Annotated in this window: 11 protein-coding genes; 6 read left to right on the forward strand and 5 right to left on the reverse strand. The window is 74.4% G+C overall.

Annotation, left to right across the window (positions count from 1 at the left end):
- Nucleotides 1–3 precede the first annotated feature (3 nt).
- The 4 genes from ACQEVZ_RS49705 to ACQEVZ_RS49720 all read left to right on the forward strand — a co-directional run bounded on the left by ACQEVZ_RS49705 (nucleotide 4) and on the right by ACQEVZ_RS49720 (nucleotide 2,990).
- Nucleotides 4–1,167: a trans-sulfuration enzyme family protein gene (locus ACQEVZ_RS49705; RefSeq protein ID WP_433381962.1), complete on the forward strand. Its 1,164-nt coding sequence runs from the start codon at nucleotides 4–6 to the stop codon at nucleotides 1,165–1,167.
- Nucleotides 1,168–1,276: 109 nt separating this feature from the next.
- Nucleotides 1,277–2,161, forward strand: a complete 885-nt coding sequence (locus ACQEVZ_RS49710; RefSeq protein WP_433381965.1) for a DUF1996 domain-containing protein — start codon at nucleotides 1,277–1,279, stop codon at nucleotides 2,159–2,161.
- A gap of 200 nt (nucleotides 2,162–2,361) precedes the next feature.
- The gene (locus ACQEVZ_RS49715; protein ID WP_433381968.1) at nucleotides 2,362–2,652 is read left to right on the forward strand and encodes an ArsR/SmtB family transcription factor; all 291 of its coding nucleotides are present in this window, start codon (nucleotides 2,362–2,364) and stop codon (nucleotides 2,650–2,652) included.
- Nucleotides 2,649–2,990, forward strand: a complete 342-nt coding sequence (locus tag ACQEVZ_RS49720; RefSeq protein WP_354904466.1) for a VOC family protein — start codon at nucleotides 2,649–2,651, stop codon at nucleotides 2,988–2,990. Before ACQEVZ_RS49715 ends, ACQEVZ_RS49720 begins: the two co-directional genes overlap by 4 nt.
- Here the strand turns inward: ACQEVZ_RS49720 and ACQEVZ_RS49725 are convergent.
- The 4 genes from ACQEVZ_RS49725 to ACQEVZ_RS49740 all read right to left on the reverse strand — a co-directional run bounded on the left by ACQEVZ_RS49725 (nucleotide 2,987) and on the right by ACQEVZ_RS49740 (nucleotide 9,229).
- Nucleotides 2,987–5,296: an Hsp70 family protein gene (locus tag ACQEVZ_RS49725; protein WP_433381982.1), complete on the reverse strand. Its 2,310-nt coding sequence runs from the start codon at nucleotides 5,294–5,296 to the stop codon at nucleotides 2,987–2,989. The genes ACQEVZ_RS49720 and ACQEVZ_RS49725 overlap by 4 nt on opposite strands.
- Nucleotides 5,297–5,700: 404 nt before the next feature.
- Nucleotides 5,701–6,150, reverse strand: coding sequence for a DUF427 domain-containing protein (locus ACQEVZ_RS49730; protein ID WP_433381985.1), 450 nt, complete (start codon nucleotides 6,148–6,150; stop codon nucleotides 5,701–5,703).
- A gap of 138 nt (nucleotides 6,151–6,288) precedes the next feature.
- On the reverse strand, nucleotides 6,289–6,750 hold the full coding sequence (locus tag ACQEVZ_RS49735) for an HAD domain-containing protein (protein WP_433386131.1): 462 nt from the start codon (nucleotides 6,748–6,750) through the stop codon (nucleotides 6,289–6,291).
- A 61-nt stretch (nucleotides 6,751–6,811) separates the two neighbouring features.
- Complete coding sequence (locus ACQEVZ_RS49740; RefSeq protein WP_433381988.1) at nucleotides 6,812–9,229, reverse strand: Hsp70 family protein; 2,418 nt, start codon at nucleotides 9,227–9,229, stop codon at nucleotides 6,812–6,814.
- 125 nt (nucleotides 9,230–9,354) lie between these two features.
- Between ACQEVZ_RS49740 and ACQEVZ_RS49745 the strand changes: the two genes are divergently transcribed.
- Both ACQEVZ_RS49745 and ACQEVZ_RS49750 read left to right on the forward strand, forming a co-directional pair.
- Nucleotides 9,355–10,536, forward strand: coding sequence for an EI24 domain-containing protein (locus tag ACQEVZ_RS49745; RefSeq protein WP_433381991.1), 1,182 nt, complete (start codon nucleotides 9,355–9,357; stop codon nucleotides 10,534–10,536).
- Nucleotides 10,487–10,930, forward strand: coding sequence for a hypothetical protein (locus ACQEVZ_RS49750; protein ID WP_354896134.1), 444 nt, complete (start codon nucleotides 10,487–10,489; stop codon nucleotides 10,928–10,930). The genes ACQEVZ_RS49745 and ACQEVZ_RS49750 overlap by 50 nt, the downstream gene beginning before the upstream one ends.
- A gap of 7 nt (nucleotides 10,931–10,937) precedes the next feature.
- Here the strand turns inward: ACQEVZ_RS49750 and ACQEVZ_RS49755 are convergent, their stop codons facing one another.
- Nucleotides 10,938–11,654, reverse strand: a complete 717-nt coding sequence (locus tag ACQEVZ_RS49755) for a sulfite exporter TauE/SafE family protein (protein ID WP_433381995.1) — start codon at nucleotides 11,652–11,654, stop codon at nucleotides 10,938–10,940.
- Nucleotides 11,655–11,657 lie beyond the last annotated feature (3 nt).

An 11,657-nucleotide genomic window follows, 5' to 3' on the forward strand; every position in this document is an offset into this window, starting at 1 on the left:
CGCATGGAAAAGCAAGCGAGCATGACCAGGCTGCTGCACCCGCACGTCGCACCGCAGGCGGGCGGGGCGCCGCTGGTCATGCCGATCCACCAGACCAGCACCTATGAGCTGCCCCGCACCGACGAGGCCGCGCGGATCGCGGCCGCGGTGGCGCCCACCGGCTACTACACCCGGTATGGCTCGCCCAACGCCCGCGAGGCCGAGGCGATGCTCGCCGACCTCGACGGCGCCGAGGCGGCCCTGCTGGTCGGCAGCGGCATGGCGGCCGTCAGCGCCGCCCTGCTGTCCACAGTGGCCGCCGAGCCCGGTGAGATCCTGGCCCAGAAGAGCCACTACACCGGCACGCTGACGCTGCTGCAGGAGATGCTGCCCGCGTTCGGCAGGCAGGTGCGGCTGGTGCCGCAGGAGGAGCTCGCCGCCGCGGCCGGCAGGCAGACCCGGGTCGTCTACGTCGAGACGCCCAGCAACCCGACGATGACCCTGACCGATCTGCGCGCCGTGCGGGCGGCCGCCCCCGACGCGATCATCATCGCCGACAACACCTTCGCCACGCCGTACAACACCCGGCCCCTCGACTTCGGGGTCGATCTGGTCGTGCAGTCGGCCACGAAGTACCTCAACGGGCACAGCGACGTCACCGCCGGCGTCGTCACCGGGTCGGCCGCCCTGATCGCGAAGGCGTGGGAGACCGCGCGGGTCCTCGGCCCGGTCTGCCATCCGTTCGAGGCGTGGCTGCTCGCCCGGGGGCTCAAGACGTTCCCGCTGCGGATGGCCCGGCACAACGCCAACGGGCTCGCGGTCGCGCGGTTCCTGGCCGGGCATCCGGCGGTGCGGGCAGTGCACCACCCCGGGCTGCCCAGCCATCCGCAGCACGACCTCGCGGTCCGGCAGATGCGCGGGCACGGCGGCATGCTCGCCTTCACCGTGGCGGATGCCGATGCTGCGGTACGGGTGCTGCGCGCGACCAAGTTGTGCCGCAACGCGGTCAGCCTCGGCGGCCCCGAGACCCTCATCACGCACCCGGCGTCGCTCGTGTTCGCGCACCAGAGCGCCGAGGAGCTCGCCGCGTCGGGCGTCGACGCGACGATGCTGCGGCTGTCGGTCGGCCTCGAGGAGCCCGAGGACATCGTCGCCGACCTCGGCGCGGCGCTGTCCACAGTGGACTGATGATCCATCTGGCAAGCGGTGGCAAACGGTTGTCGGCGTGAAGAACGCGCTGCTAGCGTCGGGTTTCATCCCCATTGGAGATGCTCGATTCCACCGCCAAGGAGTTGCCATGAGCATCAGGTCCATGCTGCCCCGTGCCCTGCGAAGTCCGGCGCGGCGCGTCCTCACCGTCGTCCTCGCGGCGACGGTTCTCGCCACCGTCGGAGGGCTCGGCACCGCAGCCGCGGCGGACGATCCGCCGCGCGCCCAGTACCACGAGATGCACGCCAACTGCACCGTCACCCACCGGCTCGGCGACGACCCCATCGTGTTCCCGGGGCTCGCCGGCGCCTCCCACAACCACTCGTTCATCGGCAACCCCGCCACGAACGCCAACTCGACCCCGGCGTCGCTGGTCGGCGGCGCCACCTCCTGCGAGGACCAGGAGGACGCGTCCGGCTACTGGTTCCCGACCCTGCTGCAGAACGGCAACCCCGTGCTGCCCGACAAGCCGACCGTGTACTACAAGTCCGACGTCAAGGACTACCGCACCGTCAAACCGTTCCCGGCGGGCTTCAAGCTGCTCGTCGGCGACGCCCGCACCCCGGACGCGGCGCACTTCACCGGCAACTGGCAGTGCCCGGGGTACAAGGGCAACGAGATCCCCGCGTCCTGCCCGTCGGGCTCGTCGCTCGTCGTCCGCATGACCGCGCCGAGCTGCTGGGACGGCGTGCACCTCGACACCGCCGACCACAAGTCACACATGGCGTGGCCGGTCAGCGGGGTGTGCCCGACCTCGCACCCGGTGCCGCTGCCGATGCTGGAGATCAAGCTGCCGTACAAGCTGCCCGGCGGTAACACGTCGAACCTGGCGTACTCGTCGGGGGCCAGCTACACGTTCCACTACGACTTCATGAACGGGTGGGACGCGGCACGACAGGCGTACCTGGTGACCTACTGCATCAACGGCGGGCGCCAGTGCAACGGCTACGGAGAGGACCCGAAGAATCCCTGACGAAGACGGCCCGGAGGCCCGACCGGCCTCCGGGCCCCATCCGGCACGTGCTGTTTGGCGACTCGGGGAATCCGGTCGCCGTCGTCGCTCGGGGCGGCATGCCCGGCGTCGCTCCGGAGGCCCGGCTCCTCCGCTGACGGCAGGACACTGGCGGGAGCTGAGTGCTTGACTATTTCGGGTTGAGACGAAATAGTCGGGGCGTGACGGAGGACGACGCTGATGAGGTGTTGCGGGCGTTCTCCCATCCGGCGCGGCGGGAGATTCTGCGGCACTGCTGGCACGAGCGGCAGTCGGCGGGGGCGCTCACGGCCGCGTCGGGACTCGCCGCGGCCAGCGTGTCGGAGCATCTCAAGGTGCTGCGCAAATGCGGGCTGGTGACGCTGCACAAGGAGGGCACGTTCCGGTGGTACAGCACCGACCGCGCCCGTGTGGCGGACCTCGCCGCCTGGCTGCGTGACTTTCCCAATGCCGTGTTCGAGGAGTTTCAATGACCAGTCCGATCGTCCACTTCGACATCCACGGCGCCGCGCCTGAGAGTGCGCAGCACCGCTTCTACGCCGGCCTCTTCGGCTGGCAGGTCAGCCCGCGCGGGCCCGGGTACGCGCAGGTGAGCACCGGCGAGGGTGGTCTGCGCGGCGCGCTCGTCGACGCCGAGACGCCCTCGGTCACCGTGGGCGTGGCCGTGGCCGACCTCGACGCGGCGGTCGCGCGGGCCGTCGCGCTCGGCGGCGCCGTGACGATGCCGCCGACCGACAACGGCTGGGTCGTCAAGGCGCAGGTCACCGACCCGTCCGGCAACCCGGTGACGCTCATCCAGGACCGGGCTTAGGAGATCGCCGCCACCAGCTTCGGGAACGTGCCCTTCCCCACCTGGATCAGACGGCTCTGCATGTCGCGGACCTGCGCGTCGGTGAGGGCCCTGCCGCCCGTGCTGGCGACCAGCGTGATGGTGTAGACCAGGTTCGAGTCGACGCCGACGAGCGTGAATGTCGGCGCGGCCGGCTGCTGCAGGTCGGCGTAGGTGAACGCCTGCTCCCCCACGCCCGGGACGTCGGTGACGGTGCCGTTGAGCGCGGCGGAGCCCCGCAGCTGCTTGGCGGCGGCGGAGCCGGAGGCCAGGTCCTTGTAGACGGTCGGTATCGCCATCACCGACGCCGTCGTCACCGTGTTGCCCGACTTGTGCATCCGGCTCACCGTGCAGGAGGCGGTCCCGGCGTACGTGTTCAGGTTGCGCGACGGCGTCGGGTCGCCGACGGCTTCCTCGTACTGGCTGGTGATCGGCCCCAGGTCGACGGTGGGGCAGATGTTCTGGGGCAGCTTCGTCATCTGGAACCTGCCCGGCCCGCTCGCCTGCCCGCCCGTCGAGGTGCTGCCCGGCGTGCCGCCGCCGCCCTTGTCGCCGCTCTTGAGCAGCACGTACGCGACCAAGCCGCCGCCGAGGAGCAGCACGACGACGAGGATGAGCCCGAGGCCCACCGCGATCCCGCCGGCCCGGCTGCCGCTGCTGGCCGGCCGCTGGCCCGGCGGCTGCCACCCGGGCGCCGCCGGTGGCAGCGGGGTGGGCGTCGCCGACGGCGGCCCGCCGGGCGTCGCGGACGTGGGCGCGGACGCGTACGGGCTGGCGGACACCGGCATCGGCGCCGGTCGCATGCCGCCGGCGACGGTGGAGTCGGGGAACGCGGCGGCGGGCATCCCGCCCGTGTACGCGCCGGTGTCGTAGATCCCCGTCGTCGGCGGCGAGGTCGGGCGTCCCGGGAACGGCCCCGTCGCGGGCGGACCCGACGTCGGCCCTCCCGGGAACGGCGCCGTCGTCGGCGGACCCGACGTCGGGCGTCCTGGGAACGGGGCTGTCGCGGGCGGACCCGCCGCCGGGCCTGCCGGGAACGGCGCCGCTGAGAACGGGGTGCCGGAGACGGGGACGCCGGTGGTCTGGTGGCCGGGCTGGAACGCGACCGGTGCGGGCGAGGCCGGCGCCGCTCCCGGGAAACCGTGCGCCGGCGAACCCGTAGGCTGCGTCCCCGCCGGCTGGAACGGCTGCTGGCCCGGGCCTGGCCGGTTCGGCGTCGCGGGCAGGCCGGACACCGGGGAGCCCGGGACCGCGCCGGCCGGGCTACCCGTCGCGTGCAGGGCGCCTTCGGCGACGACGAGCTCCGGCTGCTCGGCGACGATCGGCGCGATCCCGATCGACTCGTGCAGCATGGTCGCCACGAGCGGGATCCGGCTCGACCCGCCGACGAGGAACAGCCCCGCGATCGCCGACGCTGGCACGGCCGCCTCGGTCAGCAGCGACCTGGTCATCGAGACCGTCTGGCGCAACACCGGCCGGGCGAGCCCCTCCAGCTGCTCGCGCCCCAGCGGCACCTCCTTGCCGAGCGCAGGCACCATGACGACGGTGCCGCTGGCCCGCGACAGCATCTCCTTCGCCGAGCGCACGTCGTCCCACAGCTGCCGGCGGCCGGCCGCGTCGGACCACAGCGTGCCGTACGTGGCCTCCAGGAACGCGACGACCGTGGCGTCCACGTCGAGCCCGCCGACGTCGTTGAGCCCGTCGGACGCGACCGGCTCGAAGCCGTGCGGCGACCGCCGCAGGACGGTGACGTCGCAGGTGCCGGCGCCCAGGTCGTACACGACGACGCAGGCCCCTACGGGAAGTTCACCGCCGCGGGTGGCGGCCAGGTAGGTCGCCGCCGCGACCGGCTCGCCCACGAGGTCCACGTCGGCGAACCCCACCTGCCGCGCCGCGTCGACCAGCACCGCGCGCCGGCCGGCGCCCCAGTTGGCGGGGTGCGTCAGCGTGACGGCCGTGACGGGCCCGGCGACCCTGGCGGCCTCCGTCGCGACCCGCTGCAGCACCGCCGCCACGAGTTCCCGGACCCCGACCTCCGCGTCGCCGAGCAGCACCCTGGTGTCGTCGACGCGCCGCTTCGGGTTGGGCTCCAGCCGCTCCGGCGCGCTGCGCGCCAGGTGCGCGGCGTCCCGGCCCGTGTGCAGCCTCCCGTCCGGCCCGAGCAGCACCGCCGACGACAGCAACGGCGACCCGTCGAACAGCAACGGCTGCACCCGCCCGTCGGGCCGCCGCAGCATCGCGATCGTCGTGGACGTGCCGAAGTCGACCCCGAGCCGGAAACCTGTCACGGTCGGCGAGCCTAACCGGTCCCACCACCCGGCGGTCGCCGGACTGTCCTCCACCTGACGCAGCGGGACAGTCCCCCACCGGACACCGCGAACCACCCCGCGGGACACGGCGAAAGCTGCCCCGCCCGACACCGCGGAGCCGCCCCACGGGACACGGCGAAAAGCTGCCCCGCCCAACACCGCGGGACCGCCCCACGGGACACCGCGAAAGAACTGCCCCCAAAGGTGCCCCCACCCGACACCGCGGGACCGCCCCACGGCACACCGCGAACAACTGCCCTCCACGGGACATCGCGGAAAACTGCCCCCACCGGACGCCGCGGCACTGTCCCAAGGGACACCGCGAGAACTGCCCTCACCGGATCACCCGAGGTCATGTCCAGGGGCCGCCCTCGATCGCGCTCCTACCAGTCGAGCGTGCCGGGGCCTCCCTTGATCGGGCCGGTGATGTCGCTGGTGAGCCAGCCGCCGTAGAAGTCGCCCGGCTGGGGTGTGACCCGCTCGCCGTCGACCGTGCACTCGTCGAACCTGGACGGGTAGAACGCGAGCATGCCCCGCAGTGCCTCGTATCCGCTCGCCGGCTCCTCATACGACCATGCGCCGCCGGCCACCCCCGCGACGTCCCAGTAGGTGGCGACGCCCTTGAACTCGCAGAACGTCTGGTGCGGCGTCGGCTGGAGGGGCACCGCCACGTCGGCGGGCGGCACGTAGTACACCGGCGGATGCGACGTCTCGAGCACCCTCAGCGCCGCACGCGTGTCCGCGACGATCTGCCCCGCATGCCGGACGACGATGTGCCGCGCCGTCGGCTCGACCCGGGGAGGCCGTGGATAGTCCCACACCGACTCGGTCATACCCCCATCATGCCGCCCGGGTACGACAGAAAACCCGGTAGCGTGCGGGAACGGCGACCGACCGGGCAGCCGACCGGCGGCGATCGGTCGACGCCAAGGCCTTCGACGCCGCCGTGGCGGAGGGCGACGTGGAGCGGTTCACGGGCTGAAGCGTCCGAGCCACGCCGCCACGGTGGAGACGTCGGCGCGGGTGAGGCCGTGCCGGGCGTCGACGGCGTGCAGCAGGGCCGGGGCGGGGTGGTGGGCGGCGACCCAGTCCCGGTCGGCGGCGCCGATCTCGTCGTCGAGCCAGGCGAACGGCCGACCGGCCGCGAAGGCCAAGAGCCCGGGCGTCTTCCAGTGCACCCGGCCCGGCGGGTCCTCGTCGGGGAAGTCCACGACCGGCAGCCGGGGCAGGCCGAGCCGCGGCGCGACGACCTCGTTGGCGTCGTCCATCCAGGTGGTCGCCCAGACCAGCTCGCACGGCAGCGCCGCGAGCCAGGCGCCGTGGGCGGGATCGATGCGGGACAGCAGCGGGTTGCCGCCGCCGGGCGCCGGGGCGGAGCGCGCGCCGACCGCGCCGAACGGGATCAGCGGACCGTCGACGTCGAGGAACAGCACCGGCAGCACCCGCGCAGCGTAGCCGCGTCCCGACCCGGCAGGGCCCGGAGCACACCGGACCTCAGCGGCGGATCGGGTGCAGGCGGATCATGCCCCGGCTGTCGCCGGTGGCGAGCCAGCCGCCGTCGGGGCTGAAGGCGAGGGCCTGGATCGGGGCGCCGGTCGGGCCGGTGGTGGCGATCCGCCGGCGGGTGCGGGCGTCGAGCAGGACGACCCGGCCGGTGGCGTCGCCGGAGGCGATGAGTGCGGCGCGCTGGTCGTACAGGAGCGACGTGATGCGCGCGGTGTGGCCGAGGTCGCCGGCGGTGGCGGTGAGCGTGCCGGCGGCCGGGTCCCACAGCTCGACGACGGCCGCGCCCCCGGTGAACGCGGCGACCGCCAGGGTCTGGCCGTCGGGGCTGAACGCGAGGCGGGTCGCAGGGCTGGTGGTCAGCGCCGCCAGGCGGTGGCGGCCGTCGACGGTGTGGACCTCGACGGTGCGGTCGTGGGCGAACGCGGCCCACCGGCCACCGGGGTCGAGCACGGCGTCGGCGGTCGTGCCGGCGATCGTGCCGCCGGTGAGGTCCGGCTGCTGGTCGAGCGGGCCGAGCTCGGTGCCGGCGGCGAGGTCCCACAGGCGGTAGCTCCCGCCGGCGAAGCCGACCGCGACCGGGGTGCCGCCGCGCTGGTAGGCGATGTCGACGATCCCTGCGGTCGGGCGCGCGGCACCGGTGGTCGCCGGGACCGTCGTCGTCGCTCCGGTCGCGGTTGCCGCGTCGGTACGCCACCTGCGGCCGCACTCGTAGCCGCCGGTCGCGAACGTGGTCCCGTCGGGGCCGAACCGGACCGCGCGGACCGGGTTGGTGTGGCCGGTGAGCGGGCCGCCCCGCTCGGCGTGCCCGGCGACGTCCCAGAGCCGGACGGCCGAGTCGCCGCCGCCGGACAGCAGCGTGGCGCTGTCGGGCGCGAACGCGAGGGCTAGGATCGCGCCGCCGTGGCCGGGCAGTTCGGTGGCGGCCCCGAGCCCTACCGCGGGGGCGGGACCGGCGTGCTGCGGCTCCGGCCGTGGCCGGTCCGGGCCGGGCCACCACGCGGCGACCGCGGCGACCCCCGCGGCGAGGGCGGCGAGGGCCGCCCACACGCCGCCGCGGCGCACCCAGTCCGCGACCGTGCGCGCCGGCCGGGTGGCCGGGGCGACGGGGTCGATCACCGGTTCGCTCTCCCAGGCGGGCTCCGCCAGCGGCAGCGGCTCGAACACCGCCCCGTCGATCGGCAGGCGCGGCTCCGGCAGCACGGCGGTCGCGGGCTCCGGCAGCACGAGCCCCGGCGGCAGCGCGTCGAACGGCGCGGTCGGCGGCACGTCGAGGGGCACGCTCGGCTGCCGCTGGCCGGGAATGTGCGGGTCCAGAGGCTGGTCCGTGTGCGGGTCCTCGGGAGATGGCGCGTGCAGGCTGCCGGCGGCGACCACGAGCTCCGGATGGTCCAGGATGCTCGGCGCGATGCGGGTCGCCCGGTGCAGCAGCGTCGCCGCGAGCGGCACCCGCGAGCCGCCGCCGACGAGGAACAGCCCGGCGACCTCGCCGGTGTCGATGCCGGCGGCGCCGAGGGTCCGCAGCGTCACCTCGACGGTCCGCCGCAGGTACGGCAGCGCGACCGCCTCGAACTCCTCCCTGGTCACGTGGATCGTCGCGGCCGCGACCGGGATCCGCAGGTCGCCGGTCGCGTGCCGGGACAGCTGCTCCTTGACCGCCCGCGCGCCGTGCCACAGCTGGTGGCGGGCCTCCTGGTCCGGCTGGGTCTGCGGCCGGTCCAGCCGCTGCCACACCGCGGGCCCCGCGGTCTCCCGGGCCAGGCCGACGACGGCCGCGTCGAGGTCGAGCCCGCCGACGTCCGCGATCCCGGCCGACATGACGACCTCGAAGCCGCCGCCGGTCGCCCGGACCGCGCTGACGTCGAACGTGCCGGCGCCCAGGTCGTAGACGACCAGGCACCGTCCCGGCGGGAGCTCCTGCCGCAGGGTCCCGGTGAGGTACGCGGCGGCCGCCACCGGCTCCGGCACGAACCGGACGGCGCCGAGGCCGGCCCGATCCGCGCTCTCGGCGAGGACGGCGAGGCGGGTCTGTCCCCAGGTCGCCGGGTGGGTCAGCACCACGGTCGGCGGCGGCACGCCGGTGGACCGTTCGGCCTCCACGGCGACCCGGCGCAGGACGGCGGCGACGAGGTCGACGACGGTCACCTCCCGCTCGCCGAGCAGCACGGTCCGCTCGTCGACGCGGCGCTTCGGGTTGGGCTCGTACGCGGCGGGGAACGCGACCGCCGCCCGCTCCGCGTCCGCGCCGGTCAGCAGGTCGCCGCCGGGTGGGGCGAACACGGCCGAGGACAGCAGCGGGCTCGCGTCGAACAGCAGCGGCCGGGCGACCCCGTCGGCGCCGGCGAGCATGGCGACGGTGGTGGAGGTGCCGAAGTCGATGCCGAGCCCTGCCGCGCCGTCCGTCACCACCCGATGACCTTACGAAGTCATGGCTGTTCAGCGGTACACACGAACGAGGTACCCTGCGGGCCGGCCTGGCGAGCCGCTACGCTCTGCGTCTTGTCGCTCCCCCGCCGACAGCGAGGAGGCACGTCTTGGACGAACAGCTGCGCCCGCCGGCCGCGCCGTACGCGGCGCCCTTCGTGCCCAGCCCTTCGTCGGGCTCGCCGTCGGGCGCCTCGTCGGACCTGGAAACGCCCAGCGGGGTCCGGGGGGACCGGCTCGCCCAGGCCGCGGCGCAGGCCGGGCAGGCCGCTCAGGTCGCCGCCCAGGCGGCGCAGGCCGCGCAGGCCGCGGCGCAGGCGGCCGCCGTCCGGGTCGCCGGCGCCGCCGGGACCGCGACCCGGCACACCGTCGCCGGCGCCAAGCGGGCCGCGAGCAGCGTCGGCCGGTTCTTCATCGGCATCGGCTTCTTCTGGCGCGGGCTCGCGCTCTTCGTCCGCAGCCCCCGGCTGTGGCTGTGGGCGCTGCTGCCGGTCGCGCTGACCGCGGTCTGCCTCCTCGGCGTCGAGAAGGGCGTCTCGATGGTGATCAACGCCGCCGTCGACTGGCTGCTCGGGTTCGTCGCGAGCTGGCCGTCGGCGCTGCGCTGGGCCCTCGGCTGGGTCATGCGGTGGGTGGCCGAGACCGCGTTCCACCTGCTCATCACGGCGCTGACGGTGCCGGTGACGATGTTCTTCGGCGCGTTCTTCCTGCCGTTCATGACCCGCAGCGTGGTCGCTCTGACCGGCGGCGGCGTCACCCCGCCGTCCTGGTGGCGGGCGTCGCTGGTGTGCCTGCGCCAGACCGCCGTCGTGACGGTGGTCCTGCACGTCGGCTGGCTGGTCTTCCTGCCGTTGCTGCTGCTGCCCGGCTTCAACATCGCCGTCGCGTTCGGGGTCGGGCTGTTCTTCAACGGCTTCCTCGTCGGGGTCCTGGTGCTCGCCGTGTCGCTGCACCACCACGGCGTCCACGGCGCGAAGCAGCACCTGCGGTTCGCGTGGCGGCACCGCTCCTACGTCACCGGCTTCGGCATGATGAGCGTGATCGCGCTGATCCTGCCCGTGCTGTCGCTGCGGTTCCTCGTGATCGTGCCGATCCCCGAGATCTTCGCCGCGCCCGGCGCCGTGCTGTACCTGGTCACGGCGCCCGCGGTACTGGTCGGCGCGGTCCTGCTGCACCGCCGGATCCTGGCTTCCGCGACGCCCCCGCAGTGGGTCGATCCGGGCCTGCGGTACGGTCAGCGCCATGTCGGCAGTGGCCACCTTCAACTCCCTCAAGGCAGCTTCGGTCCCTGAGTTCACCCGCGATCCCGCGGCCGTGCTGGAGAAGCTCGGCACGCCGCTGCGCGTGTCCTTCGACTGGTCGGCCTACGTGATCCTGCCGGTGCTGGAGCTGCTCGGCGACCGCGGCATCACCCTGCACACGTCCGAGCACGAGCAGCTGCTCCACGACGTGCCCGAGGACGACGACAAGTTCACCGTCCTGCTGACCCCGCGGCACCGCACCTTCCTGCCGCGCCTCGACCCCGACGCCTTCGGCGACGCGGAGTTCCGCGACCGGTTCGCCGAGGACCGCATCGACATCGACCCCGCCGACGCGGGCGCCGCCGGGCGCGACGTCATCATCCTGCTCCACGACTGCGTCGCGGACGTCGCCGACGACGAGGTCATGGTCATCCGCATCGGCTGAGGTTCGTTCACCAGTACCGCAGCGCGTAGACGACCGTCAGCACGGACCCGCAGGCGATCACGGCCGCCCGCACCGCGCCGGCCCGCATGACTCCGGCGGCGCGCCCGCCGAGCCATCCGCCCGCCAGCGCGCCGGCCAGCATCGCCGTGGTCTCCGGCCACGCGACGATGCCCGTACCGGCGAAGACCACCACCGCCGTGAGGCTCGCCGCCGAGGCGAGGACGTTCTTGCGGGCGTTGACCCGCCGCGCGTCGGCGCCGGCCCCCATCGTGAGCAGCGCGCTGAGGATGACACCGAGGCCCGCGCCGAAGAAGCCGCCGTAGACGCACGCCACCCACAACGACAGGCGGCCCGCCTCCCCGCGCAAGCGCAGGCGGGGTGCGGCGGCGAACAGGACGGTGCCGGCGGCGACGAGGACGGGCACCGCCGCCTGGAACTGCCGGGCGGGCAGGACCAGCAGCAGCAGCGACCCGGCCGCGCCACCGGCGACCGCGACGGCGACCTCACCCCGGAGCCGGCGGTCGGCGGCGGGGCGGCTGTCCCGGTCGGCGACGGCGGCGGCGAGATGGCTGGGCGAGAGCGCCACGGCGTTGGACGCGTTCGCCACGACCGGCGGCAGGCCGGCCGCCATGAGCGCCGGGAAGGTCAGCAGCGTCGCCCCACCGGCCAGCGCGTTGACGACGCCACCCAGCAGTCCCGCCCCCAGCAGCACGATCAGCTCCATGCC

Source organism: Dactylosporangium sp. CA-152071 (assembly GCF_050936335.1).
GTDB lineage: Bacteria > Actinomycetota > Actinomycetes > Mycobacteriales > Micromonosporaceae > Dactylosporangium > Dactylosporangium maewongense.

Bases quoted from the DNA above. Each gene is read 5' to 3' on its own strand.
- ACQEVZ_RS49755 (WP_433381995.1), bottom strand. From the start codon at position 11,654: ATGGAGCTGATCGTGCTGCTGGGGGCGGGACTGCTGGGTGGCGTCGTC.
- ACQEVZ_RS49730 (WP_433381985.1), bottom strand. From the start codon at position 6,150: ATGACCGAGTCGGTGTGGGACTATCCACGGCCTCCCCGGGTCGAGCCG.
- ACQEVZ_RS49750 (WP_354896134.1), top strand. From the start codon at position 10,487: ATGTCGGCAGTGGCCACCTTCAACTCCCTCAAGGCAGCTTCGGTCCCT.
- ACQEVZ_RS49710 (WP_433381965.1), top strand. From the start codon at position 1,277: ATGAGCATCAGGTCCATGCTGCCCCGTGCCCTGCGAAGTCCGGCGCGG.
- ACQEVZ_RS49705 (WP_433381962.1), top strand. From the start codon at position 4: ATGGAAAAGCAAGCGAGCATGACCAGGCTGCTGCACCCGCACGTCGCA.
- ACQEVZ_RS49720 (WP_354904466.1), top strand. From the start codon at position 2,649: ATGACCAGTCCGATCGTCCACTTCGACATCCACGGCGCCGCGCCTGAG.